We start from the raw sequence: 25,918 nt of genomic DNA, 5'->3' as shown, positions 1-25,918 counted from the left end.
GGATGCAGCTGACGCTCTGGAGTTATGAAGGCCCTCCCCACGTCGGCGCGATGCGGATCGCGGCGTCGATGAAGGGGGTCCACTGCGTCCTCCACGCTCCTCAGGGTGACACCTACGCCGATCTGCTATTCACCATGATCGAGCGCCGCCCCGGGCGTCCGCCGGTGAGCTATACCACCTTCAATGCGCGGCACCTGGGCCGGGATACCGCCGAGTTGGTGCGCGAGACGGTGACCGCTGCCTACCGGCGCTATCGGCCGGAAGCGCTGTTGGTCGGCGATTCCTGCACGGCGGAGCTGCTGCAGGATCAGCCCGGGGATCTGGCACGCGGCATGGACCTGCCGGTCCCGGTGATCGGGCTGGAGCTGTCGGCATACTCACGCAAGGAGGGGTACGGCGCCAGCGAGGCCTTCTACCAGCTGGTTCGCGGACTGCTCGAGGGCGACAGTGGAGGCGCCGCTGCACAACCGGATACGGCGCGTGCCCCGCGCGCCAATCTGCTCGGTCCCACGTCGCTTGGTTTCCGCTGCCGGGATGACGTGCAGGAGGTTGCCCGGCTGCTCGAATCGGTCGGTGTCGAGGTCAACGTGGTTGCTCCGCTCGGGGCTAGCCCAGATGACCTGCGCCGCATCCCCGAGGCCGATTTCAACGTCTGCCTCTATCCCGAGGTGGCGCGCACGACCTGCGACTGGCTGCAGCGCCGTTTCGGGCAGCCGACCGTCACTACGGTGCCCCTTGGCCTGGGCGCTACCCGCGATTTTCTGGCCGAGGTCGGGCGGGTGACCGGCCTGGACGTCAGCGAGGTGCTGGCCGAAACCGATGCGCGCATGGCCTGGTACAGCCGCTCGGTCGATTCCAACTACCTGACCGGAAAGCGGGTGTTTATCTTTGGTGACGGTACGCACGCCGTCGCCGCGGCGCGTATCGCCAGCGAGGAGCTCGGCTTTCAGGTCGTCGGACTGGGGACCTACGCCCGCGAAGAGGCGCGGGAGGTGCGTCGGGCCGCCAAGGCCTACGGGGTCGAGCCGCTGATCACCGACGACTACTTGGAGGTGGAGCGTGCCGCGGCCGAGGCCAGCCCGGAGCTGGTGCTCGGCACGCAGATGGAGCGGCACATCGCCAAGCGCCTGGGACTGCCGTGCGCGGTGATCTCGGCACCGGTGCACGTACAGGATTTCCCGGCGCGCTATGCGCCGAACATGGGCCTGGAAGGGGCCAACGTCATCTTTGACACCTGGGTCCACCCGCTGATGATGGGCCTGGAAGAGCATCTGCTCGGGATGTTCAAGGAAGACTTCGAGTTCACGGCTGACGCACCGTCCCACTTGGAAGCCGGCGCAGCGCCGGCTTCGGGCGGGGCGGCTCGGGAAGAGGGACAGACCGAGACGACGGCTGCCGTCGCCGAGTCGGAGCAAGGCGCTGAGATACGCTGGACGCCGGAGGCCGAAGCCGAACTCAAAAAGATCCCGTTCTTCGTGCGGGGCAAGGCCCGGCGCAACACCGAGCGCTTCGCCGCCGACCGAGGCATTGCGACAATAACAGTGGAGACAATTTACGATGCCAAAGCCCACTTCAGTCGCTGACCCGACGCCGGTGCGCGTCGCCATCATCACGCTGGACAGCCACATGGCGGGCGCCGTGGAGCGCGCGCGACCGGCCCTGCAACGCGATATCCCGGGTCTCGAGCTCAGCTACCACGCCGCCTCGGACTGGAACAACAACCCCGCGGCGCTGGAGCGCGCGCGGGAGCGGATCGCCTCGGCGGACATCATCGTCGTCACCATGCTGTTCATGGAGGAGCACATCGAGCCCGTGCGCGAGGACCTCGAGGCGCGCCGGGACGACTGCGACGCGCTGGTTGGCATCATGTCCGCCGGCGAGGTGATGAAGCTCACGCGGATGGGCAAGTTCACCATGGACGGCAGCTCCCGTGGGCCCATGTCCCTGCTCAAGAAGTTGCGCGGGAAGAAGGGCAAGGCAGAGCAGCAGGATGACGACGACGACAGCAGCTCGGGGGAGAAGCAGGCTGCGATGCTGCGCCGCATCCCTCGGATCCTGCGCTTCATCCCGGGCACGGCGCAGGATGTCCGGGCCTACTTCCTGACCTGGCAGTATTTTCTGGCCAGTTCCGACGAGAACGTCGAGAACATGGTCCGTTTCCTCGTCAATCGGTACGCGGCGGGCCCGCGCAGCGGCCTGCGCGGAAAGCTGGAGGTGCAGGACCCCATCGAGTATCCCGATGTCGGCGTCTACCACCCGCGCATGGAGCGGCGCATTGGCGACAGCCCGGCCCATCTTCCGGAGCCGGAGGGTGGCGCCTCGCGCGGGACGGTCGGACTGCTGCTGATGCGCTCGTACGTACTGGCCGGTGATTCGGCGCATTACGACGGCGTCATCGAGGCCCTGGAGAGCCGCGGTTATCGGGTCATCCCGGCCTTCGCGAGCGGCCTCGACAACCGTCCGGCTGTCGAGCGGTTCTTCATGGCGGACGGCCGCGCCTGTGTCGATGCGGTGATCTCGCTGACGAGTTTCTCGTTGGTGGGGGGGCCGGCCTACAACAACTCCGGCGCCGCCGAGCGGCTGCTGCGCAAGCTCGACGTGCCGTATCTCAACGCCCAGGCGCTGGAGTTCCAGTCCCTGGAGCAATGGGAAGGTTCCGATCGCGGCCTTACCCCGGTAGAGACCACCATGATGGTGGCCATCCCCGAGCTTGATGGTGCCACTGGACCGGTGGTCTTCGGTGGCCGTGCGGCGATCCCTGGGGCCGACGGTGTCTGCCGCATGGAGGCCCACCCCGAGCGGGCCGCGATGCTGGCCTCCCGGGTCGATCGGCTGATCCGCCTGCGGCGTAGCCCACGCAGCGACCGCAAGCTGAGCATCGTCATCTTCAGCTTCCCGCCGGAGGCCGGCGCCTTGGGCTCGGCGGCATACCTGTCGGTATTCGCATCCCTCTACAACACCCTGGTGGAACTCGATGATGCCGGCTATCGGGTCGATCTGCCCGAGTCCGTGGACGATCTGCGCGATCGCATCATCAAGGGCAACGCCGGCAGCTATGGGGCCCACGCCAACGTCCACCACCGGGTGACGGTGGACGACTATGTTGCCCGCGAGCCCTATCTCAAGGAGATCGAGGAGCAGTGGGGACCAGCTCCGGGCAAGGCGCAGAGTGACGGACAATCCATCCACGTCCTCGGCGCGCAGTTCGGCAACGTCTTCGTGGGCGTGCAGCCGGGCTTTGGTTACGAGGGCGACCCGATGCGGCTGCTCTTCGAGAAGGGGCTGACACCGACCCACGCCATGTCGGCGTTCTACCGGTACATCCGAGAGGATTTTGGGGCGGATGCGGTGCTGCACTTCGGCACCCACGGTGCCCTGGAGTTCATGCCGGGCAAGCAGTGCGGCATGAGCGCGGGTTGCTGGCCCGATCGGCTGATCGGCGATCTGCCCAACTACTACCTCTACGCGGCGAACAACCCCTCCGAGGGGTCCATCGCCAAGCGGCGCTCTGCCGCCACGCTGATCAGCTATCTGACCCCGCCGGTTGGCAAGGCGGGCCTGTACAAGGGGCTGCTCGAGCTCAAGGCTTCCGTGGAGCGCTACCGCTCTGCGCCGCCGGACAACGTGGAAGAGCGCACCGAGCTGGCCCGCCTGATCCAGGCCCAGGCCGCCGAGGTGGATCTGGCCGAACTTGAGCCCGAGTGGGCCGAGGAGGAAGCGGAGCGGCGCATTGCGCAGCTCAGCGAGGACATCCTCGAGATGGAGTACACCCTCATCCCCGAGGGGCTCCATGTGGTGGGTCAGCCCCCGTCCCGCGAGGGCCGGGTCGACCAGCTGGTGACCATGGCGGAGACCACCCACGGTGTGACCGTGGAGCGGGCCTGTGTCGAGGCACTGGTTGACGGCTGTTCGCCACGGGAGGCGCTGGCCCGGGCCGAGAACGATGACCCGGAGGTCACCGAAGAGGTTCTGGAAGGACTGGCCGACACGGCACGGAAGTTGGGGGATAACCAGGAGCTGCAGGGCATCGTCCACGCCCTGGATGCCCGGTTCGTGCCGCCGGTCTCGGGTGGTGACCTGCTGCGTAGCCCGCAGATCCTGCCTACCGGGCGGAACATGCACGGCTTCGACCCCTACCGCCTGCCCAGCGCCTTCGCCGTCCAGGACGGCGCACGGCAGGCCGAGCGGCTGCTCGAGAAGCACCGCGAGGAGGGCCAGGAGCTGCCCGATTCCATCGCTATGGTCCTCTGGGGGACGGACAACCTGAAGAGCGAGGGAGCCCCCATCGGTCAGGCCCTCCACCTGATCGGTGCCCGGCCGCGTTTCGACAGTTACGGTAAGCTCGCCGGGGCGCAGCTCATCCCGCTCGAGGAGCTAGGTCGCAAGCGCATCGACGTGGTGATTACCCTCTCTGGGATCTTCCGCGACCTGCTGCCCCTGCAGACCCGGGTGTTGGCCGAGGCAGCGTACCTGGCTGCGTCCGCCGAGGACGAGCCGCCGGAGATGAACCCGATCCGCCGCAACGCCCTGGCGTATCAGGAGCAGCACGGGTGCGATTTCGAAACCGCCGCGCTGCGGGTGTTCTCCAACGCGGACGGGGCCTACGGCTCCAATGTCGGCTCGATGATCGACCAGGGCGCCTGGGAAAACGAGGACGAACTGGCGGATACCTATACCCGGCGCAAGTGCTACGCGTACGGGCGCAGCGGTGAACCGAAGCGCCAGGAGGAGCTGCTCGGCAGCATGCTCTCCGGGGTTGAGCTGACCTACCAGAACCTGGAGTCGGTGGAACTCGGCGTGACCACGGTCGATCACTACTTCGACACCCTCGGGGGCATCAGTCGCGCGGTCGCGCGCTCCCGCGGAGGTGAGCACGTGCCGGTCTACATCGGCGACCAGACCCGGGGGGAGGGCAAGGTGCGGACCCTCTCCGACCAGGTGGCGCTGGAGACCCGCACCCGGATGCTCAACCCGAAGTGGTACGAGGGGCTGCTGGAGCACGGCTATGAGGGGGTGCACCAGATCGAGGTCCACCTGACCAACACCATGGGCTGGTCGGCGACCACCGGCCAGGTACAGCCCTGGGTGTATCAGCAGTTTACCCAGACCTTCATGCTCGACGACGAGATGCGCGAGCGCATGGCGCAGCTCAACCCGGCGGCGTCGGCCAAGCTGGCGAACCGGCTGCTGGAAGCCCACGAGCGCAACTACTGGAACCCCGATGAGGAGACGCTCGAGGCCCTGCGCCGGGCCGGGGACGAGCTCGAGGACTACTACGAGGGCGTCAACGAGGAGGAGCAGGCCGCATGAGCAATGGCTCGGTGCCGGTGTCCGGGATCGGAGGCCGAGGCGATGGCGAGGGGAGCTCGCAGGTCCACATGGAATCCACCGGCGGCATGGACCGGGCCAAGGTCTTCGCTGTCTATGGCAAGGGCGGGATCGGCAAGAGTACGACCTCTTCCAACCTTGCCGTCGCCTTCAGCCAGCTGGGCAAGCGCGTGCTGCAGATTGGCTGCGACCCCAAGCACGACTCGACCTTCACGCTCACCAAGCGTCTGGTGCCAACGGTGATCGACAGCCTCGAAGAGGTGGACTTCCACATGGAGGAGCTCCGCCCCGAGGACTATGTCTACGAAGGCTACAACGGCGTGCTCTGTGTGGAGGCCGGTGGCCCGCCGGCCGGAACCGGGTGCGGCGGTTACGTCGTGGGGCAGACGGTCAAGCTGCTCAAGCAGCACCACCTGCTGGAAGAGACCGATGTGGTCATCTTCGACGTGCTCGGCGACGTGGTCTGTGGCGGGTTCGCGGCGCCTTTACAGCACGCGGACCAGGCGCTGATTGTCACCGCCAACGACTTCGACTCGATCTTCGCCATGAACCGGATCGCCGGTGCCATCCAGGCCAAGGCAAAGAATTACAAGGTGCGCCTCGGCGGGGTGATCGCCAATCGCAGCGAGCGGACCGATCAGATTGACCGGATCAACGAGCGCATCGGGCTGCGTACCCTGGCGCACGTGCCGAACTACGACGTGGTGCGGCGCAGCCGTCTTCACAAGGCCACGCTGTTCGAACTCGACGAGCAGTCCGATGAACTCGACCGCGTGCGCGACGAATACCTCAGCCTGGCGGCTGCGCTGTGGAATGGCGTCGATCCGTTGAACCCCGCGCCGTTGAAGGATCGCGAGGTCTTCGATCTGCTGGGGTTCGACTGATGCCTACGGAGTCGTATCAACAACGGCGCAGCCGGGTCACCACCTACTTCGACCGAACGGCCACCAAGGCCTGGGAGCGGCTGACCTCGGATGCCCCGGTCAGCGGTGTCCGGGCCACGGTGCGCGCCGGTCGGGCCGAGATGCGGCAGACGCTGCTCGACTGGCTTCCGGCCGATCTCACCGGTGAACGCATCCTGGATGCCGGGTGCGGCCCCGGTGAACTGAGTGTCGAGGCCGCGCGCCGGGGCGCCCATGTGGTTGGTGTCGACGTCTCGCAAAACCTGATCGATATCGCCCATCAACGGATGCCGGATGACGTGGGTGCCGGACGGTTGGCGTACCACGTCGGCGACATGCTCGATCCGGACTGGGGAGAGTTTGATCGGGTCGTGTCGATGGATGTGCTCATCCACTACCCCTGCGCGGACGCCGTGGCGGCGCTGGCGGGCCTGGCCAGGCGTACACGACAGCAGATGGTGTTCACCTTCGCGCCGCGCACGCCGCTTCTGGCGACCATGCACGCCGTCGGCAAGCTCTTCCCGCGGGGCGATCGCTCTCCGGCGATTGAGCCGGTTGCCGAGCGCCGGCTGCGCCAGGCCATTGGCAACGAGCCGACCCTGGGTAGCGGCTGGCAAGTCGGTCGGACACGCAAGATCGCACGGGGGTTCTACATTTCTCAGGCGTTGGAGCTGCAGCGACCATGACGGATACCGCGTCTCTTCTCAAGGCGCGCCTGCGCCGCCTGGCCGTCCCCTTCGCCGATGTCGGGACCCGGGAACTGCCCATGACGCAGATCCTGCGTCTGTCCCTATTCCAGGTCACTGTGGGCATGCTCTACGTCATGTTCACGGGGACGCTCAATCGCGTGATGATCTACGAGCTGGGCATTGCAGCCTCCCTGCTCGGCGCGGTCATCGCCCTGCCGATCCTGTTCGCACCGCTGCGCCTGCTGATCGGGCACCGCTCGGACCACCGGCGGTCGGCGCTGGGGTGGCGGCGGGTGCCGTACCTCTGGATCGGCACGCTGCTGATGTTTGGCGGCCTGGCGGTGATGCCGTTCGGGCTTCTGGTCCAGGCCGAGTACGGCGCCGATGCGCCCTTCCTGGCATCCCTGGGTGCGGCGCTGGCGTTCTTCCTGGCCGGCCTCGGTGTCCACGTCACCCAGACGACCGGCCTGGCCCTGACCAACGACCTTGCGCCGGAGGGAAAACTGCCGCAGGTGGTCGGCGTGATGTACGTCATGCTGCTGCTCGGCATGGTCATCTCCACCGGTGTGTTCTATCTGCTGCTCTCTGACTTTAGCCACGAGCGCCTGGTGCAGGTGCTTCAGGGGGCCGCTCTGGTGGTCTGGGCGCTCAATGTGTTCGCGCTCTGGCGCCAGGAGCCACGGGATCCCGAGCGCAGCCGCGTCGATCGACCGCGTCCACCGTTAAGCGAGTCGTGGCAAAGTTTCGTAGAGAGGGGGCCGGTGGTTCGCCTCCTGGTGGTCATCGGTATCGGTGCCGCCGGTTTCGGGATGCAGGACATCATCATCGAGCCCTACGGGGCCTCAGTCCTGGGCCTGGAGGTCGCCGGTACCACGCTGCTGACCGGCTTGTGGGCGATTGGCATGCTCATCGGCTTCTGGTTCGCCAAGATGGCCCTTGAGCGCGGGATCAACGCCTACGGTGTGGCGACCATCGGTGCCCTGGTTGGCGTGCTGGCGTTTTCGCTGGTGATCGTCTCGGCACCCCTCGACTCGCCGACGGTCTTCAGGATCGGGCAGGTCGTGATCGGGGTCGGAGGGGCCCTGTTCTACGTCGGGACGCTCGCCGCAACGATGTCGATGGCGACGCGCGAGCAGAGCGGGATCGCCATCGGTGCATGGGGTGCAGTGCAGGCAACCGTGCTCGGTGCCGCACTGGCTGCTGGTGCCGGGATCTCGGATCTGGTCCCGGCGTTGGCGGAAGCCGGCCGGATGCCGGAGTTGTATCTGCACCCGGCGGCAGGGTACAGCGTGGTCTACTCGGTGGAGATCGTGCTGCTGCTCGCCATGGTCGTCGCGGCGTGGCCGCTGGCGCGGTTTGCAAGAGAGGGGGGGAGGAGCGTATCGCCGTCGACAGCAACGTCCAACGAGTCGGGTTACTAGCGACTGCGGTCGCACACGGGCCCTTGGCGCGCCCAGCGTGGCAGGGTTAGGCAAACGTCATCGTCGTCTCGTACAGGCCACGCCGTTCAATCGGTAAGGCCCTTTCGAGTGGAGGTTCGTTATGGAAGGAACTGGCGCTCTTACTGACTACATGAACGTAGCTCAGATGACGCTCTACGCGTTCTGGCTCTTTCTGGCCGGCTTGATCGTCTATCTGCGGATGGAGGACAAGCGCGAGGGGTATCCGCTGCAGGCGGAAGCCAACGAAAACTGCAACCGGACCCCGGAGAAGAAGCTCGGCTTCCCGGCTCCGCCGAGTCCCAAGGTCTTCAAGCTCGCGGACGGCCGCAGCATCCAGGTGCCGCGTGCCGAGAAGACCGACTATGAACTCAACACCCAGCTGCGTGCGGAGCCGACCGCGCCTTGGGACGGTGCGCCCCTGGAGCCGACCGGCAACCCGATGGTTGATGGCCTTGGTCCCGCCGCGTGGGCCAAGCGTGAGGACGAGCCGGAGGTCACCCACGGCGGCAAGCAGAAGATCTGCCCGCTGCGGGTTGCCACCGAGTTCGAGGTGGGCATGAGTCGTGATGTCGCCCGCTTCTGGCCGGAGATTGATCCTGACCCGCGTGGCTACCAGGTGCTTGGTTGCGACGGCAAGGTCGCCGGTAAGATCGTGGATATCTGGGTCGATCGTGGCGAGCTGCGCCCGATGTACCTGGAGATGGACCTCTCCGGCGTGGGTTCCAGCGGCGACCGAGTCCTGCTGCCGATCAACTTCGCCCGCGTCGGCTACGACAGCAAGGTGCGCGTCAACGCCATCACGGGGCAGCAGTTCACCGATGTCCCGCGGCTGCGTGAAGCGGATCGCATCTCGCCGCAGGAAGAGGACTTCATCACCGGGTACTTCGGCGGTGGTGTCCTGTACGCGGTGCCTGGCCGCACGGAGCCGTTCCTTTGAGGACGCACGAGTTCGAACCCATCCCGGGGCTCCCCGAGGAGCTCCCGGATGGGGAAGAGATCCTGTGGCAGGGAAAGCCCGCTTGGTGGTCGCTCGCCAAGCGGGCGCTTCATGTCCGCAAGGTTGCCGCCTACTTCGTCATCGTCGGCACGTGGTTCGCCACGGACGCGCTGCTCCAGGGCGAAGGGGCGGTGGCCGCGGGCGGTTACGCCCTGAACCAGCTGCTCATCGGTGCGGTTGCAGTGGGCCTGCTCATGGCACTGGCTTGGTGGATGGGCACTACCACGCTCTACACCATCACCAACCGGCGTGTGGTGATGCGTATCGGGGCGTCGTTACCCACGACGGTCAATCTGCCGTTTGACCGCATCGAGGCAGCGAACCTGGCCCAGCACAGGGACGGCACGAGTGACGTTTCCCTGCGGCTGGATGAGGGCGAGAAGGTCCGTTTTCTGCTATTTTGGCCCCACGTTCGGCCCTGGCGGCTGAGCCCCCCCGAGCCGACCCTCCGGGTCATCCCGGATGGCGACGAGGCGGCGCGGATTCTGGCCGAGGCGCTGGAGGCCCACCGGGCACGGGAAGAGGGTACGCAGACCGCCTCCGGGGTCGATCAGGAAGCCGCCGCGCACTCCTGAGTGCGGCGGCATTGACCTTCGCCGGAGAGACGATCTGACCATGGCTTCTTCCGACAACGACGAGCATCTTAAGGCAGGACCGATCTCCAAGGTCATTATGCCGGTGACCGCCTTGGGGCTCATCCTGATGCTGACCGTCTACGTGCTTTACACCGAGTTGGTCCTCGGCACGACCGGGACGGATTTTCAGCCCCCGGTGGCTGAGCGTGCGCTGTCGTTCCACGATGTGGATGGCGAGATCGTCGTCCGTGATGGCCGCACCGGCGAGGAGCTGGCGAGGGCTGGCGAGGGCGAGGAGTCGTTTATGCGCCAGACGGTTCGGCAGCTCGCCCAGTCGCGGGTCCGGACGGGCGGCAGTGACGAGGTCCCATTCATCCTCAAGGGGCGCGCGGACGGACGGCTCATCCTCGAGGATCCGGTCACCGGGCAGGGGGTCGACCTGGCCGCGTTCGGTGAGGACAACGCCGGCGCCTTCGTCCGTTTCCTGGACACTGAGGACGAAGAGAACGGCGTCGAGGGGCCGTAATGGTCGAATACCTGCTGCCAGCGCTCTTCGCGCTGTTTCTCTGGTGGTTCAGCACCGGCGTGGTGATCTATCTGGACAACCTCCCGGTGCATACCTTCCGCTGGAGCATGCTCGGTGGGACCGTCGGGCTCGGGATGGGGCTCTACGGGGTGGCGATTAGCAGCACCGACACCTCGGTTGGCGGTGCCTACATCGCCTTTACCAGCGCTTTGCTGATCTGGGCGTGGGTGGAGCTGAGTTACTATACCAATTACCTTACCGGGCCACGGCAGATCCGTTGCCCGCCGGACTGCTCGGGCTGGCGTCACTTCGGTCATGCGCTGCAGAGCAACGTCTACCACGAATTGGCCATCCTAGTGCTCGGCGTCGTGCTGGCGATCCTGACCTGGGGGGACGGCAATCTGGTGGCGCTGTGGACCTTCCTGGTGCTGGCCTGGATGCACGAGAGCGCGCGGGTGAACGTATTCCTCGGGGTGCGCAATCTCAACGAGGAGTTCGTGCCGGAGCACATGCAGTTCCTGCGCGGTTTCATGCGGCGGCGCCCGATGAACCTGTTTTTCCCGTTTTCGGTGAGTGTCTCTACCGTTGCGCTGGTGCTTCTGGTTCAGGCCGCTATGGCCCCGGGGGTTGATGCGTTCACCGCCGTGGGGCTGACGCTGGTGGCGACTCTGATGGCGCTAGCCATCCTGGAACACTGGTTCCTGGTCATCCCCATGCCCACCGCCTTCCTTTGGCATTGGGGCCTCAAGGCGCGCAACCGGGGCACGCGGGAAGTGGCTGCCAAGCCGGCCGACGCGGACGCCTCCTCCTCCTCGGGGTGACCGCCGAAGATGGCTGGCAGTGGACGCTCTGCGCGGTGGGATCTGGGGCTGGCACTGGCTGCGCTGATCGCTATCGGCGTGGCGCTCCATCAACTTTTCGGCGACGAGGTCGGCATTGAGCGCGAGGTGCTGACCATCGCTGATACACCAGCTACGATCTATCGGCCGGAAGCCGGTCAACCGGGGCCGGTCGTGCTTGTCTCCCACGGGTTTGCCGGCTCGCGCCCCCTCATGGATCCCTTCGCCCTGACGCTGGCCGGTAACGGCTATACCGTGGTCAGTTTTGACTACCTCGGCCACGGTCGGAATCCACGCCCGTTGCACGGTGACATCACCGCACAGGATGGCGCAGCTCAGGCGCTGGTGGAGCAGACGGAGCGGGTGGCCGACTACGCTCGGGCGGAATTGATGGGCGAGGCTGAGCCCATGGCCGTCCTTGGCCACTCCATGGCGTCGAACATCATCGTACGGTTCGCGCAGCAGCGGGACGATGTGGTGGCCACGGTGGGGGTGTCCATGTTTGCGCCGACCGTGGATGCCGAGACCCCGGCCAACGTAATGAGTGTGGTTGGGGGGTTCGAGCGTCGTCTGCAGGAGGAGGGTCAACGCGTGGTGGCGATGGCCTTTGCCGAGCTCGAGCCCGAGGACGTGGAGTTCGGGCGGACCTACGGCGACTTCGGCGACGGCACTGCGCGGCGCATTGCGGTGGCGCCGGGGGTCGAGCACGTGGGTGTGCTGTACAGTCAGGTCAGCCTGAAGGAGGCGGTGGCCTGGCTGGATCAGGCGTTCGAGCGCGACAGCGACGGTTGGGTGGCGGCCCGCGGGCCGTGGGTGGCCCTCCTGCTGGCGGCGGTGATCACCCTGGCGCGGCCGGCTGCGCGCCTGCTGCCGCGGGTGGCCGTGGTCGGGCAGGGAGCGGGTGCCGGATGGCGGCGTTTGGCCGTTGTTGCCGGTGTCCCGGCGCTGGCGACGCCACTGGTGCTTGCGCCGGTGCCTACCGACTTCCTGCCGGTGGTGATCGGCGACTACGTTGCCATCCATTTCGGGGTTTACGGGCTGCTGAGTACGGTCCTGCTGTGGTGGACCGCGGGGCGGCCCGGCGTGCGGGATATCGCCGCCGCCGTCGGCGTGTCCGGACGCACCGGGGGGCGCTGGCTGCTCGGCGCTGCTGCGGTCACCGCCTACTGCCTGGTCATCCTTGGTGCGGTGCTCGATCAGTTCGTGACCGTTTTCTATCCCTCCATCGAGCGGCTGCCGCTGATGCTAGCGATGGTGGCCGGCACGCTGCCGTACTTCCTCGCCGATGAGTGGCTGAGCCGGGGGCAGGGGATGCGCCGCGGCGCCTACGCCGCCACCAAGGTGCTCTTCCTGGTCTCGCTGGGACTGGCGGTGGCACTCGATCCGCAAGGGCTGTTCTTCCTGCTGCTCATCGTCCCGGTGGTGGTGGTCTTCTTCGCGGTCTACGGGCTGTTCAGTCGGTGGGTCTACCGGCACACGGGGCATCCGCTGGTGGCCGGCTTGGCCAACGCGGTGGCGTTCGCCTGGGCGCTCGGAGTGACCTTCCCCATGTTGGGCGGTCCGGCCGGCTGATATCGCGGCGGGCGGAGAGAAGTCAGCGGTAGCGCAGCTCGAAGACGCAGCGTTCGTCACCAGCGGCCGCGCAACGGGTCTCGCGGATGGTGGAGTCGCCGTGGACGAGCGACCGGAACAGGTGCTCAAAGGCGGCGGCATGCCAGTGGCAAACCGGCCCTTCGGCCCGCTCGCCGGCGATGACCGGGTTGTGGGCCAGCTCCAGCAAGCAGGGTCGACCCTTGCGAATGGTCAGCTGTCCGGAGCCGACAAACGTCCAGGCGTGCTGGGAGATGGCCTTGAGCAGCATTGGTCCGGCCAGGACCGGCGGCAGAAACCGCAGCAGGGCCCGGATAGGGGCGGGGATGCGGTTGTTCAGGACGTACTCCCCGGTCCGCTCGCCTGCCTCGCGCATCACCCGCGCGCCCCGGTCGGCGCCGATTTCGCGTCGTACGCACTGGTGGAGTGCGGCGACCGTTGACTCCGGAACCATCGCCTCTGGGGGATGCTCGAGCCAGTCGGATAGCCCAGCGGCGTCAAAGCACCGCCGGGCGGTATCCTCGTCTTCGAGGGCGGACAACGCCGCCGCAACCTGAAGGATCGCGTTCGGCCCGATGCGGGCCTCTTCATGTTGCCCGGTCGCTGCGTCCACTCTGGAACCCTCAGACTTCGTCGGTCTCAGCAGCCTTCTGCTGCTTGTCCTTGCCGGGGACTCCGTCCCGGTGGACCTGCACGGTGGCTTCCGCCGGAGTGCGTTCCGTCTCCGTGCCCGCCTTGTGAGACCGGGCAGCCTTGATTTCTTCCTTGGATGCGTGCTCCTCGTACTCCGCCCGCTGTGCCTCGGAAAGGGTCCGCGATTTGTCGAAGTTCTTCTCGATGTTCTCGCTGACCTTCTTCCGGGTTTGCGGACCCCAGTAGCCATGCTTGCCCAGGTCGTAGAACTTGCGCTGGAAGCCAGCCTTGAGGAAGGCCTTGAGGCAGCCGAAGAGATACTTGCGCCGGTCACCGGTCCCCGCCCACGGGTAGGAGAACAGCGCCTTGCGCATGTAGAAGCGCCGGTAGTTGCTCATCGTGCGATCGAGCAGCTCGCCGCGGTCCATGGCCTGCGGCTTGATGATCGGCGTCACGAAGTTGTACTTCTCGAAGTCGTACACCTCCACGGTGTCCTTGAGCTCGCGGAACAGGTCCGAGAACGGCCAGGGGGTGTACATGGCCCAGTTGGCCAGGTCCGGCTTCCAGTCCTGGGCCATCTGGTAGGTCTCTTCGAGCGTCTCGGCGGTTTCGTTCTCGAGACCAACGATGAACTGAGCCTCGACCACGATCCCGGCGTTGCGCAGGAGTTCGATCGCCTTCTTGTTCTGGGCGACGGTGGTCTCCTTGTTGAACCGGTCCAGCTTGAGCTGCGCGGCTGCCTCTGTGCCCAGCGAGACGTGGATCAGGCCGGCCTTGCGGTAGAAGGGCAGGAGTTCCTCGTCGCGCAGCACGTCGGTGACACGGGTGTTAATGCCCCAGAGGATGCCGCGTTCCGGGAGTCCGCGGTCGATCAGCTCCTGACAGAACTCGATGAACTTCTTGCGGTTGATGGTCGGCTCTTCGTCGGCAAGGATGAAGAATCCGACGTCGTGCTCGTCGGCAAGCTTCTCGATCTCGTCCACGACCTTCTTCGGATCGCGGATCCGGTAGTCGCGCCAGAACTTCCACTGCGAGCAGAACGAGCAGGTGAACGGGCAGCCCCGCGCCATGTTGGGGATGGCGACTCGGGTGTTGAGCGGGATGTAGGTGTACTTCTCCCACTCCAGGATGCCCCAGTCCGGCTCGATGCTGTCGAGGTCCTTGATGGTCGGCGCCGCCGGCGTGGCGACGATCTGCTCGCCGTCGCGGTAAGCGATCCCGAGGATGGACTCGCGCTCATCGGGCCAGCGCCCCTCGTCAACCGCGCGAGCGAGGTTGACCATGATCTCCTCACCCTCGCCACGGACCACGGCGTCAATCCAGGGCGCCTCGCTGAGGACCTGCTTGTACATGAAGGTCGGGTGGATACCACCGATGAGGGTGACGACCTCGGGGTCAACCTCCTTGGCGATCTCCAGGCTTCGCTCGGCGACGTAGATCGAAGGCGTGATCGCCGTTGTCGCCACGATGTCCGGTTTTTCCTTCTCCAGCTCCTCGCGGATGTACTCGTCGGAGAAGTTGTTGGTCATCGCGTCGATGAACCGAATGTTGTCGTAGCCGGCGCGCTTGAGATGGCCGGCCAGGTAGGCGACCCATGCCGGGGGCCAGTTGCCCGCGATTTCCGCACCGCCCGAAGAGTAGTTGGGATGGATAAAGACGATACGCATGGGTCGAGCCTCCGCGACTGCCTTGGTAACTGCGTGATTCGGTCTATCCGCGTAACTTGCACGGCTAGACCGCCTGCTGTCTAGGGTCCTTGACGCTGGATCTTCGATGGTTGACCGATATCGTGATCGGCCGCGCCAATAAGACGTCGCCGGGCGCCTGGATCAGGCAGCCCGGCGGTCTCTGGCGCAGCAACCGGGGCGCTCCCGCCCGGCTGGTTCACCCCGTACCTGAAGCGGTGGGGTCAGCCCCGCCGCAGCTGGTCCGCGGGGACGTCGCGGGGACCCACCTCGGCGGCATCACCGGCGTCTTCCCAGGCCCAGCACCAGCCGTTGGCATTGACCAGGCGCTTCTCGTCCATGCCGAAGGCGGCGCAGTAGCCGTGGTCTCCGTCCTCCTCGTGGGGGACGTAGAGCAGGCAGTTGGCGCAGAACTGGTGGCTTTCGAAGCGGGGATGGTCCATGTCGGCGTCGGCCTGATTATGCACGTAGCCGATGCCCTTGGCCTCCGGCGCATCCTCGCTGATGATCTCCCAGGTCCGGTCGTTGCCGTTGTTGTTGTCATCCGCCATGGCCTTGGAGCCGAACAGGCTCGCGGCCGGGATCGCCGCCGTGCTCATTAGGCCCAGGCGCAGGAACTTGCGGCGGGAGCGGTCACACGGTTTCTTGCTCATCATTCTGGCTCCTCTCACGTCAGGGTCGAGGTGACCTTCCAATGCACCACCCCGGCCGACTCAGGGGGCCGGTGATGGATCTTTCCAGTATACGGTTCTGTGCGACGTAACGGCGCATTTGCCAGCGTTTAGAGAATGGTCGTACTATCGCGCCAGGCGCAAGGGGGGCGCGACGATGTTGCCCAATGCGCGCCGAGGTCTCTAGCGGGGAGGACACGATGGAGCACGTGGTGATCGTCGACCCGGAAGGGCAGCGCGTCGGCACCGAAGAGAAGATCCGCGCCCACGCCGACGGCGGGACCCTGCACCTGGCGTTCTGCGTGCTCGTGTTCAGTCCGCGCGGTCATTTGCTCCTGCAGCGTCGCGCCGATAGCAAGTACCACTTCTCGGGGCTCTGGTCGAACTCCTGCTGTGGCCATCCGCGGCCCGGCGAGGGCGTCACCGAGGCGGCCGAGCGCCGCCTGGGCGAAGAGTTCGGTTTCACGACCCGCTTGCAGCCGGTTGCGCAGTTTACCTACCACGCCGAAGATCCTCATACCGGGCTCGCCGAACATGAATACGCCCATGTGCTGATTGGCCGCGCCCTGGACGATCAGCCCGCCCCGGATTCGGCTGAAATCGGCGCATGGGCCTGGGCGGCCCCGTTGCGGATCCAGGCGGATACCGAGCAGCATCCCCGGCGTTACACGCCGTGGTTCCGGCGTCTGATTCGTGAGCAGCCGGTCGCGGAGTGGGCGGCCCGGTAGGGCTGTACCGGGCGTGTCCCTCTGTTAATCTGCGCGCGGGCCGGGCGGCCCGTTTCCGCAAGGTCACTGACTCCAAAAACTGGGACGGCACAATCCATGGCACCAGCGTTTCCCTTCTCGGCGATCGCCGGGCAAGACGAGATGAAGCTCGCGATGACCATTGCCGCGGTGGACGGCTCCATCGGCGGTGTATTGGTCTTTGGCGACCGCGGCACCGGCAAGTCGACGGTAGTCCGTGCCCTGGCCGGGCTGCTGCCGACGATTCGCGCAGTGTCTGACTGCCCGTACCACTGCAACCCGGATCACGACGATACCCTCTGCGATCACTGCCGGGAGCAGACCCAGGCGGGCAAGCAACTTAACGTGCAAGAGATCAACGTGCCGGTGGTGGACCTGCCGCTGGGGGTGACCGAGGACCGTGTCGTCGGTGCCCTCGACCTTGAGCAGGCGCTGACGCGGGGGGAAAAGGCCTTCGAGCCGGGGCTTCTGGCACGCGCCAACCGCGGTTTTCTTTATATCGACGAGGTGAACCTCCTCGAGGATCACATTGTTGATCTCCTGCTTGACGTGGCCGCCAGCGGCGAGAACGTGGTCGAGCGCGAGGGGCTCAGCGTGCGCCACCCGGCCAAGTTCGTCCTGATTGGCAGCGGCAACCCTGAGGAGGGAGAGCTTCGCCCGCAGCTGCTCGACCGTTTCGGGCTGTCGGTGGAAGTCTCCACGCCGGAAGACCTGCATACGCGCATGCAGGTGGTCCGCCGGCGCGATGAGTACGAGTCCGACCCGAAGGCGTTCGTGCGCAAGTGGGCGGATCATGACGCCGAGGTGCGGGAGCGCATCGAGCGCGGACGCGAGCAGCTGCCGCACGTCGAGGTCACCGATGAGATCCTTGAGCGCACGTCGACGCTGTGCATCGCCCTGGGCACCGACGGGCTCCGCGGTGAACTGACCCTGATCCGTGCCGCCCGCGCTGCCGCTGCCCTCGAGCAGGCGGGTCAGGTCGAGGTCAAGCACCTGCGCCAAGTGGCGAGTGTGGCGCTGCGCCATCGGCTGCGCCGCGATCCCCTCGACGAGTCCGGGTCCACCACCCGGGTCCAGCGAGCCGTGGAGGAGCACCTGCCTGCATGAGCGCCGCGCTCGATTACACCAACGCCGAGTCCGCCTGGGAGGATGCGACGTGCGCCGCGGCGCTGCTGGCGATCGACCCCCCCGGCGTGGGGGGGGTATGCCTGCGCTCGCTGCCCGGGCCGGTGCGCGAGCGCTGGGTGCAGATCGCCCGTGAGCTGCTGCCCGCGGGTACGCCCTGGCGCCGCATCCCGATCAATATCTCGGACAGCCGCCTGCTAGGCGGGCTCGACCTGACCGCTACGCTGCGTTCCGGCCGGCCAGTGGTCGAGCGCGGGGTGTTGGCCGAGGTCGATGGCGGCGTGGCCGTGCTGGCGATGGCTGAGCGCATTGCGCCGGCCACGGCCGGCAAGCTGGGGGCCGTGCTCGATAACGGCGAGGTCCGGCTGGAGCGGGACGGCCTGGCCGATCGGATGACGAGTCGTTTCGGGGTGATCGCCCTGGACGAGGGGGCCGAGGAGGACGAGCGGCCGGTGGGACCGCTCCGGGACCGCCTGGGTTGCCATCTCGAGCTTAACGGGATTCCGGTCCACGTCGCTGGCGGCTGCGAGTACACAGCGGAGGATGTCGCTGCGGCCCGCGAGCGCCTGGACCAGGTCACTTGCTCCGACGACCTCGCCGAGGCCCTGTGTGCCGGCGGGCTGGCGCTCGGCATCGGCTCGCTGCGCGCACCGCTGCAGGCCCTGCGCGCCGCCCGGGCGGCCGCAGCGCTGGATGGGCGGACCGAGGTCAGCCAGGAGGATGTTGCCCTGGCCACCCGCCTGATCCTGGTGCCGCGGGCCACCCGCATTCCGGAGATGCAACAGCCGGAACAGGAGCAGCCCGAAGAGCAGCAGGAGCCTGAACAGCAGGAGGCCGAGCAGCAGGAACAGGAGGAGTCGCCCCCGCCGCCAGAACAGGAGACGGATGAGGAGCGGCCGGAGGATGACGGCGGCGAGCAGGACCAGCCCGAGGAAGGGCCGGACGAGGAGGACGACGAAGAGCAGGCGCCGGCGGAGATCCCCGCCGAGGTGGTGCTCGATGCAGCGCGTGCCGTACTGCCTGACAACCTGCTGCAGCAGATGAAGATCCGGGAACTGGCCCAGCGCAACCGCTCGCAGACGCCGGGGCGGGCCGGTGCCCTTCAGCAGGGCGGTGGGCGCGGCCGGCCGGCCGGGGTGCGCCCGGGCAGTCCCGGTGGCGGGGCTCGGTTGAATGTTGTGGAGACCCTGCGCACGGCGGCCCCCTGGCAGCCCCTGCGGCGCCAGCACGACCAGACCGGCCGCCGGGTGATCGTCCGCCCCGAGGACTTTCGTATTACCCGGTTCAAGCAGCGCAGTCAGACGACGACCATCTTCGCGGTGGACGCCTCGGGGTCATCAGCCATGCACCGCCTCTCCGAGGCCAAGGGCGCCGTGGAGCTGCTGCTGGCCGAATGCTACGTGCGTCGGGACGAGGTGGCGCTGGTTGCCTTCCGGGGCCGAGGGGCTGAGGTGCTGCTGCCGCCGACGCGCTCGCTGACCCGCGCCAAGAAGGGGCTTGCCGGGCTGCCCGGGGGAGGCGGCACGCCGTTGGCTGCAGGCATCGATACCGCCCGACAGCTCACCGACGAGGTCCGCCGCAAGGGCGCCACCCCGGTGTTGATCCTGCTCACCGACGGCCGCGCCAATGTCACCCGTGAAGGGGTGGGCGGTCGGGAGAAGGCGCAGCAGGAGGCCACCGAGTCGGCTCGCGCCATCCGGGTGATGGGGATCCGGGCTCTGGTGGTGGACACCTCGCCGCGGCCGCGGCCGATGGGTCGTGAGCTGGCCGAGGCCATGGGCGCCGAATACCTGCCCCTGCCGCGTGCCGATGCCTCTTCGATCAGCTCAGCGGTGCAGGCGGTGACCGGTACCGGGCGCTAGACCTAGGAGGGAGGCCATGGGAGCGGGTTTGGCCTGGGAGCGGGAGGCTGCCGGGTGGCCGAACCACAAGGCGAGCCGTTTCGTCGACGCGGGCGGGTTGCGCTGGCACGTCCAGGTCTACGGAGAGGGGCCGCCCGCCCTGCTGCTGCATGGCAGTGCCGCTTCCGTTCACTCCTGGCGCGATTTCGGCCCGCGGCTGGCTCGGCACTATACCGTGGTCGCGCCGGACCTGCCGGGTCACGGATTCAGCGCCCCGCCGCCGCGCCGCCTGCAGACTCTGGGCGGGGCCGGGCAGGGGATCGCCGAACTCCTCCATGCGCTTGAGCTGTGTCCACGGGTGGCTATCGGCCACTCGGTGGGCGCAGCGCTGCTGGCGCGCATGGCCCTCGACGCGCGGATCCGCCCGGATGTGCTGATCAGCATCAACGGCGCCTTTCTGCCCTTCAGCGGCATCGCCGGCCACCTGTTTCCCACCACCGCCCGTCTCCTGACTTACAACCCGCTGGTCCCCTTCTGGCTCGCTTTTCGTGCCCGCAACCGGGATTTCCTCGCGGATGTGCTGGCGCGCACCGGATCCCGGATCGACGAGGCGGGTATCGACCTCTATCAGCGGCTGGCCACCCACCCAGGGCATGTGGCCGCTGCGCTGGGGATGATGGCCCGCACCCATGACGGTCTCTACGCGCTGATGGAGGATCTGCCGCGGCTGACCGTGCCGCTGGTCCTGTTCGCAGCCAGTGGGGATCGCACCGTGCCCCCGGCGCAGGCCGAGCGGGTTCGGCTGCGGGTGCCGTCGGCGCGACTGGAAACCCTCTCCGACCTTGGCCATCTGGCGCACGAGGAAGCACCGGATCGGGTGGCCGAGCAGGTCCTGGCCGCCATCCGCACGACCGCGCCAAAAGGTCGCGGTGAAGCGGATGTTCGTTGACATAGTCCCGACCGTACTTAAGGTGAAACCTATGCGAATGAATCCTGATGCTCCTGCACCCGCTGTCGGCGGTCAGTCTCCCCACGCCGTGGTCATCGGGGCCGGCTTCGGCGGGCTGGCGGCGGCCATCCGTCTCGGCGCGCGTGGCTACCGGGTCACCGTGGTGGACCGTCTGGACGGACCAGGGGGGCGGGCCTACGTGCATCATCAGGACGGATTCACCTTCGATGCCGGGCCGACCATCGTGACCGCGCCATTTCTCTTCCGGGAACTCTGGGAGCTGGCGGGTCGGCGCTTTGAGGACGACATCGACCTGCGCCTGATGGACCCCTTCTACCGGGTCCGTTTCGATGACGGCAGTCACTTCGACTACACCGGCGATCCGGAGCGGATGCGGGCCGAGGTGGAGCGCTTCGCACCCGGCGATGTCGATGGCTACCACCGCTACATGGCGGCCAGCGAGGAGATCTTCCGGATCGGCTTCGAGGAGCTCAGCTACAAGCCGTTCAACCGGTTTACCGACATGCTCCGCGTGGTCCCGGACCTGATCCGGCTGCAGAGCTACTACAGCGTTCATGGGCTGGTTTCGCGCTACGTCAAGGACGAGCGGCTGCGTCAGGTGCTCAGCTTCCACCCGCTGCTCATCGGCGGCAACCCGTTTTCGGTGACCTCGGTCTACTGCCTGATCGAGTACCTTGAGCAGCACTGGGGGGTCCACTACGTCATGGGTGGTACGGGCAGGCTGGCCAGCGGCATGGCCGATCTGATCGCCGGGCAGGGGGGCGAGGTCCGTTACAACGCCGACGTCGAGGCGATCACCGTGGATCAGGGGCGGGCGACCGGCGTGGAGCTGAGCAGCGGCGAGCGCATCGCGGCCGATGTCGTTGTATCCAATGCCGATGCCGCCTGGACCTACCGCAAGCTGGTGCCGGCCAGTGCCCGCCGCCGCTGGAGCGATCGCCGCCTGGACCGGGCGCGCTACTCCATGGGTCTCTACGTCTGGTACTTCGGTACCCGCCGCCAATACCACGACGTGCCGCATCACACCATCCTCATGGGGCCACGGTACAAGGAGCTGATCCGAGACATCTTCGAGCGCAAGGTGCTGGCGGAAGACTTCAGCCTGTACCTGCATCGGCCGACGGCCACCGATCCGTCCCTGGCGCCGGAGGGGTGTGACGCGTTCTATGTGCTCTCGCCGGTGCCCCACCTCGGTGGGGACGTGGACTGGGAGGCGCAGGCCGAGCCCTACCGGCAGGCGATCTCGCAGTACCTCAGCGAGACGGTCCTGCCCGGGCTGGAGGAAGAGCTCGTGACCTCCCTGGTGGCCACGCCGCTTGATTTCCGCCACCGGCTGAAGTCGTGGCTCGGCACCGGCTTCAGCCTGGAGCCGGTGCTCCAGCAGAGCGCCTGGTTCCGCCCGCACAACCGCAGCGAAGACGTCCAGAACCTTTTCCTGGTCGGTGCCGGTACGCACCCCGGCGCCGGCCTGCCCGGTGTAGTCTCATCCGCCAAAATCCTCGACGAGGTAGTCCCAGATGCTCGTACCTTCGCCTGATCCAAGCCTGGCGCCGGAGCCGTACCTGCTCCATACCGATCGCCGAGCTTGTCGGGCCCTGCTCAGCACCGGGTCGCGGACCTTCATGGCGGCTTCCTGGCTGCTCCCGCGGGAGCAGCGGGATGCCGCGACGGCCCTTTACGCCTTCTGTCGCGAAGCGGATGACGCCGTGGACGAAGGACCGGGTGATGCGGCGGCCCTGGCCGCGCTCCGTGAGCGCCTGGAGGCGGCCTACGCCGGCCGGCCCCAGTCGCACCCGGCGGACCGTGCCTTTGCCTGCGTCGCCCACTACTACAACATCCCGCAAACCTTGCCGGGGGCCCTGATCGAGGGGTTTCGCTGGGACGCCGAGGGACGCGGCTACGAGACCATCGAGGAACTCTACGAGTACGCCGTGCGCGTTGCCGGGACCGTCGGCGTAATGATGTCGCTGCTTATGGATGTGCGCAGTCCGTCCGCCCTGGCTCGGGCCTGCGATCTTGGGATCGGCATGCAGCTGACCAACATCGCCCGCGATGTGGGTGAGGACGCGCGGCGTGGCCGGCTCTATCTGCCGCGGCAGTGGATGCGCGAGGCCGGCGTCGACCCGGACGCCTTCCTCGCCCGGCCGCGGTTCTCGTCGGAACTCGGCGGCGTCATCCAGCGACTGCTGCGGGACGCCGATCGCCACTACGAACGGGCGATGCCGGGATTCCACGCGCTGCCTCGCCGGGTGCGTCCCGGCCTGTGCGCAGCACGTCTGCTCTACGCCGAGATCGGCCGCGAGCTGGAACGCCGCGGCTGTGACTCGGTGAACCAGCGGGCCGTGGTCAGCGGGCAGCGCAAAGTGCGTGTCCTCTCTCAGGTTGCCTCGACGCTGGCCGCCGCGCCGCGGGACGATTCGGCGCCGGCCTTGCCTCAGGGGCAGTACCTGATCGATGCTGTCAGGCAGGTTCCCGAGGCCGTCGGCCCGCCGGGGCGCTTAGAGGGGCAGGTCGCCTGGGTGCTGGGCCTGTTCGAGCGCCTCGAGCGGATGGACGCGGAGCGCCTGGAGCGTATGGACGCCGCCCGCTCCGGGCGTCAGGTCTCCGGATAGTCCGGGCGGCATCGCTGCGCGGAGGGGCGGTCGATGGATCTGCCCGGTTTCATCATCTTCAAGCTCGCACTCGTGGCTTTGGCCATGGCCTACGCCGTACGCGAGATCGTGATCATGCGCCGCGACCTGCGGCAGATCCGCGAGGAGCGCGAACGCGATCGGGACGGCGCCGGACGCTGACAGGCCACGGGCAGCCGGGGCTGCTCGTGGCGACGGTCGCCGCTTGCCCAGTACCTCAGCCGGTACGCGTCACGCGGCGAGGCATCCGGAATGGCAGCAAGGGTTTGACCCAGGCGCTGGCGAAGCGGTTGAGGTCTAGGCTTTCGTGGACCGCTCGCAACGGGCGGCCGTCCACCGCCGTATCGACCAGGGAGCGCGCGTAGAACGGCGTGTCCTCCAGGGTCTCGATGAGTCGGGCCTGCTCCGGGGCGTCGGCCGGGATGCGCCTGCGGATGCCCCACAGCGCCGTTGGCAGGGGGGCCGATGCCGGAGCAGGGGCCTCGCTGACCGCCCCCTGCCGGTCGAAACGGATCGTCTTGCGGTACGCCTCCCCCTGCCGGGGGGTGACGTCGTAGAGCACCGTGGTGCCGTCGGCATCGCTGGCGCGCGACCAGTGCCAGCCGCTGAATCCGTCCTCCAGCGGTTCATCGCCGGCGTTGGTGTCGAGGTAGCCCTCGCCCTCCCAGCGGACCCGCGGCTTCTCCAGCTCGACCTGGACCCGGGCGCAGGGGGCCAGGGCACACCAGCGGTGGCGGCCAGCGGGGTCGAGAACCAGCGCCTGGTCGTTGGCGACCCGGGGGGTCAGGCGAATGCGGCCGCGCAGGTACGCCGGGCGCGGGAAGGTTAGCTCGTCGATGTCCAGCAGGAGCTCCCCGTCCACCCACCGCGCCTGGCTGGGGCCGACGACCAGGGTGTCACGGTCGCGTCGCAGCGCGTGTCGGTCCCGTTCGGTCATGCACCAGTGTCCGCGCTTCTCGCCGTAGAGGGCGACGTTGAAGGCGCAGTGGTCCTCCGGAATGGGCGTCCCGCGCTGCCGTGCCCACGCATAATAGGGTGAGAAGACGCTGCCGACGAACAGGATGACCGTCAGCCCGTGACGGCCGTCATCGCTCAGGGCGTCGAGGTACCACCAGACGTAGCCCCCCGAAGGGACCGTGTGACGGAAGTCAGGTCGGCCAGCACTTGCGCCGCCGCCAGGCGCCCGGACATCATCGCCATCGGCAGACCCGCCCCCGGGTGCGTGCTGCCCCCCGCCAGATAGAGCCCCGGCACCCGCGTGCGCGCCGCTGGACGCTGAAACGAGGCCCGCCACCCGTGGCTGGCCATCCCGTACAACGCCCCGCCCGTCGCCGGGTAACGCGCCTCGAAGTCCGTGGGCGTGTGGATGACCGGCGTCTCTTCCGTGGGCTGGATGCTGAGGCCGCAGCGCTCCAGGAGCGAGAGGGTCTGGTGCTGGCATTGTTGGATCTCCGTGTCGCTGAAGCTTTTCCGGTCGCCTTGGGCCGGCGCGTTGATCAGGCAGAGGAGGCGCTCGGGGCCGGCAACCGACTGCTGGTCGTGGCGATCCTGGGCGCAGATATAGACCGTTGGTTCCGGGGGCGGCTCGCCGCGGCGGAAGACGGCCTGGAACTCGTCTGCGTAGTCGCTGCTGAAGAAGACCGAGTGATGGTGAAGCGGGAACCCCCCGGTCTCGGCCCGCCAGTTCCAAGTGATCGCGGACTGCGAGCGGGTCCGGGGCGGCTGTCTGCGCACCGCCGAGCGCAGGTGGTCGCCGAAGAGCCCGCTGGCCAGGGCGGCGGCATCGCCGTTGCTGACGACCGTCCCGGCTGGCAGGAACTCGCCGTGGGCCAGTTCGACGCCGCTGACCCGGCCTCGGGCGGTTTGGATGGCCCGTGCCCGGGTGGCGCAGCGCAGTTCGACCCCGCACCGTTCAGCGAGCCCGGCCAGAGCGGTGGCCAGACGGTGCATTCCGCCCTCGACCTGCCAAACTCCTTCCGACTCCACGTGGGCGATCAACATCAGTGTGGCTGGTGCCTCGAACGGGGAGGAGCCGCAGTAGGTTGCGTAACGGCCGTAGAGTTGTCGCAGGCGCGAATCGTGGAAGTAGCGGCCAAGAGCTTGCCAGAGGGTGGTGAACGGACTGATGCGCAGCATGGCGCCGAGGTTGCGGTACCCGACGCGGTGGAAAAGACCCAGCGGGGTAGTGCGCTGTGCGCGCATGAACGTGTTGTCCAGCGTGTCGTGGATCTCCGCGGCGCGGCGGCAGAAGGCACGGAAGCGCCGCGCCTCGGCGGGGCCTGCGAACTCGCCGATCGCCTCGGCGGATTGTCGTGGATCGGCAAACAGATCCAGCTGCCCGCCTTCGACCCAGGCGTGCCGGGCCAAGCGCTCAACGGGGCGCAGTCGCAAATGGTCCTCAAGGCGTTCCCCCGCGTCGGCGAAGAGTTCCTCGAAGGCACCGCGCATGGTGAAGACCGTCGGCCCGGCGTCCAGCCAGGCGTTACCGATGCGCACCGGGCGCAGTTTCCCTCCCGGTGTCGGTGCCTGTTCAACCAGGGTGACTTGCAGTCCGGCGCAGGCCAGGTCGATGGCGGTGGCGAGCCCGCCGACACCGGCGCCGATCACCACGGCGTTCTGTTCTCCTGCGGCTGGGCTTCGCATCGACGTTGACATGGGGTGGGTCCCTGACTAGCGTACTCGACGACTCACGTCTTCCCTGGAACGCAAGCCTACACGCCGCCGGCGGG

The 25,918-nt window shown here is 67.5% G+C and carries 22 protein-coding genes; 17 read left to right on the top strand and 5 right to left on the bottom strand.

Going from position 1 to position 25,918, the window contains the following annotated elements; genetic code table 11:
- Window positions 1-2: 2 nt before the first annotated feature.
- The 10 genes from bchB to LRG10_RS00500 all read left to right on the top strand — a co-directional run bounded on the left by bchB (window position 3) and on the right by LRG10_RS00500 (window position 12,870).
- Window positions 3-1,583 (top strand): ferredoxin:protochlorophyllide reductase (ATP-dependent) subunit B, encoded by a 1,581-nt coding sequence (bchB, locus tag LRG10_RS00545; RefSeq protein WP_201171054.1) that lies wholly within the window; start codon window positions 3-5, stop codon window positions 1,581-1,583.
- Complete coding sequence (locus LRG10_RS00540) at window positions 1,558-5,310, top strand: magnesium chelatase subunit H (protein ID WP_238634409.1); 3,753 nt, start codon at window positions 1,558-1,560, stop codon at window positions 5,308-5,310. The genes bchB and LRG10_RS00540 overlap by 26 nt, the downstream gene beginning before the upstream one ends.
- Window positions 5,307-6,212: a ferredoxin:protochlorophyllide reductase (ATP-dependent) iron-sulfur ATP-binding protein gene (gene bchL / locus LRG10_RS00535; RefSeq protein ID WP_201171042.1), complete on the top strand. Its 906-nt coding sequence runs from the start codon at window positions 5,307-5,309 to the stop codon at window positions 6,210-6,212. Before LRG10_RS00540 ends, bchL begins: the two co-directional genes overlap by 4 nt.
- Entirely contained in the window at window positions 6,212-6,916 is a 705-nt protein-coding gene (gene bchM / locus LRG10_RS00530; RefSeq protein WP_238632487.1) for a magnesium protoporphyrin IX methyltransferase, read from the top strand. Before bchL ends, bchM begins: the two co-directional genes overlap by 1 nt.
- A complete protein-coding gene (locus LRG10_RS00525; protein WP_201242187.1) occupies window positions 6,913-8,340 on the top strand; it encodes a BCD family MFS transporter in 1,428 nt (475 codons plus the stop codon). The genes bchM and LRG10_RS00525 overlap by 4 nt, the downstream gene beginning before the upstream one ends.
- Window positions 8,341-8,461: 121 nt before the next feature.
- Window positions 8,462-9,298, top strand: a complete 837-nt coding sequence (gene puhA / locus LRG10_RS00520; protein ID WP_238632486.1) for a photosynthetic reaction center subunit H — start codon at window positions 8,462-8,464, stop codon at window positions 9,296-9,298.
- Window positions 9,295-9,933 (top strand): photosynthetic complex putative assembly protein PuhB, encoded by a 639-nt coding sequence (puhB, locus tag LRG10_RS00515; RefSeq protein ID WP_201242189.1) that lies wholly within the window; start codon window positions 9,295-9,297, stop codon window positions 9,931-9,933. The genes puhA and puhB overlap by 4 nt, the downstream gene beginning before the upstream one ends.
- A gap of 40 nt (window positions 9,934-9,973) precedes the next feature.
- On the top strand, window positions 9,974-10,459 hold the full coding sequence (gene puhC, locus LRG10_RS00510; RefSeq protein WP_201242190.1) for a photosynthetic complex assembly protein PuhC: 486 nt from the start codon (window positions 9,974-9,976) through the stop codon (window positions 10,457-10,459).
- A complete protein-coding gene (puhE, locus tag LRG10_RS00505; protein ID WP_201242191.1) occupies window positions 10,459-11,280 on the top strand; it encodes a putative photosynthetic complex assembly protein PuhE in 822 nt (273 codons plus the stop codon). The genes puhC and puhE overlap by 1 nt, the downstream gene beginning before the upstream one ends.
- A 9-nt stretch (window positions 11,281-11,289) precedes the next feature.
- Entirely contained in the window at window positions 11,290-12,870 is a 1,581-nt protein-coding gene (locus tag LRG10_RS00500) for an alpha/beta hydrolase (protein ID WP_238634406.1), read from the top strand.
- 22 nt (window positions 12,871-12,892) lie between these two features.
- Here LRG10_RS00500 and bchJ read toward each other — a convergent pair whose 3' ends face one another.
- From bchJ to LRG10_RS00485, 3 genes are all read right to left on the bottom strand, one after another.
- Window positions 12,893-13,501 (bottom strand): bacteriochlorophyll 4-vinyl reductase, encoded by a 609-nt coding sequence (gene bchJ, locus LRG10_RS00495; protein WP_238634405.1) that lies wholly within the window; start codon window positions 13,499-13,501, stop codon window positions 12,893-12,895.
- Window positions 13,502-13,511: 10 nt separating this feature from the next.
- On the bottom strand, window positions 13,512-15,188 hold the full coding sequence (gene bchE, locus LRG10_RS00490; RefSeq protein ID WP_201171021.1) for a magnesium-protoporphyrin IX monomethyl ester anaerobic oxidative cyclase: 1,677 nt from the start codon (window positions 15,186-15,188) through the stop codon (window positions 13,512-13,514).
- A gap of 242 nt (window positions 15,189-15,430) precedes the next feature.
- Window positions 15,431-15,859, bottom strand: coding sequence for a high-potential iron-sulfur protein (locus LRG10_RS00485; RefSeq protein ID WP_201171020.1), 429 nt, complete (start codon window positions 15,857-15,859; stop codon window positions 15,431-15,433).
- A gap of 218 nt (window positions 15,860-16,077) precedes the next feature.
- Between LRG10_RS00485 and idi the strand changes: the two genes are divergently transcribed.
- The 7 genes from idi to LRG10_RS00450 all read left to right on the top strand — a co-directional run bounded on the left by idi (window position 16,078) and on the right by LRG10_RS00450 (window position 23,351).
- Window positions 16,078-16,605: an isopentenyl-diphosphate Delta-isomerase gene (gene idi, locus LRG10_RS00480; RefSeq protein WP_238634404.1), complete on the top strand. Its 528-nt coding sequence runs from the start codon at window positions 16,078-16,080 to the stop codon at window positions 16,603-16,605.
- 96 nt (window positions 16,606-16,701) lie between these two features.
- The gene (gene bchI / locus LRG10_RS00475) at window positions 16,702-17,730 is read left to right on the top strand and encodes a magnesium chelatase ATPase subunit I (protein WP_201242195.1); all 1,029 of its coding nucleotides are present in this window, start codon (window positions 16,702-16,704) and stop codon (window positions 17,728-17,730) included.
- Window positions 17,727-19,610, top strand: coding sequence for a VWA domain-containing protein (locus LRG10_RS00470; protein ID WP_238634403.1), 1,884 nt, complete (start codon window positions 17,727-17,729; stop codon window positions 19,608-19,610). Before bchI ends, LRG10_RS00470 begins: the two co-directional genes overlap by 4 nt.
- A 16-nt stretch (window positions 19,611-19,626) precedes the next feature.
- The gene (bchO, locus tag LRG10_RS00465) at window positions 19,627-20,538 is read left to right on the top strand and encodes an alpha/beta fold hydrolase BchO (protein ID WP_201171011.1); all 912 of its coding nucleotides are present in this window, start codon (window positions 19,627-19,629) and stop codon (window positions 20,536-20,538) included.
- 31 nt (window positions 20,539-20,569) lie between these two features.
- The gene (locus tag LRG10_RS00460; protein ID WP_201242196.1) at window positions 20,570-22,096 is read left to right on the top strand and encodes a phytoene desaturase; all 1,527 of its coding nucleotides are present in this window, start codon (window positions 20,570-20,572) and stop codon (window positions 22,094-22,096) included.
- Complete coding sequence (locus tag LRG10_RS00455; protein ID WP_238634402.1) at window positions 22,077-23,171, top strand: phytoene/squalene synthase family protein; 1,095 nt, start codon at window positions 22,077-22,079, stop codon at window positions 23,169-23,171. The genes LRG10_RS00460 and LRG10_RS00455 overlap by 20 nt, the downstream gene beginning before the upstream one ends.
- 33 nt (window positions 23,172-23,204) lie before the next feature.
- Window positions 23,205-23,351, top strand: a complete 147-nt coding sequence (locus LRG10_RS00450) for a hypothetical protein (RefSeq protein ID WP_201171005.1) — start codon at window positions 23,205-23,207, stop codon at window positions 23,349-23,351.
- 55 nt (window positions 23,352-23,406) lie between these two features.
- On the opposite strand, the gene LRG10_RS00445 is transcribed toward LRG10_RS00450, so the two are convergent.
- Together LRG10_RS00445 and crtD are read right to left on the bottom strand one after the other, a co-directional pair.
- A complete protein-coding gene (locus tag LRG10_RS00445; RefSeq protein WP_238634401.1) occupies window positions 23,407-24,126 on the bottom strand; it encodes a carotenoid 1,2-hydratase in 720 nt (239 codons plus the stop codon).
- A gap of 155 nt (window positions 24,127-24,281) precedes the next feature.
- The gene (gene crtD / locus LRG10_RS00440; protein ID WP_201242198.1) at window positions 24,282-25,844 is read right to left on the bottom strand and encodes a 1-hydroxycarotenoid 3,4-desaturase CrtD; all 1,563 of its coding nucleotides are present in this window, start codon (window positions 25,842-25,844) and stop codon (window positions 24,282-24,284) included.
- Window positions 25,845-25,918: the final 74 nt, after the last annotated feature.

Source organism: Halorhodospira sp. 9628, from assembly GCF_022228075.1.
In the GTDB taxonomy this organism is placed as follows: Bacteria; Pseudomonadota; Gammaproteobacteria; order Nitrococcales; family Halorhodospiraceae; genus Halorhodospira; species Halorhodospira halophila_A.
This window is presented reverse-complemented; position numbering and strand designations above follow the sequence as displayed.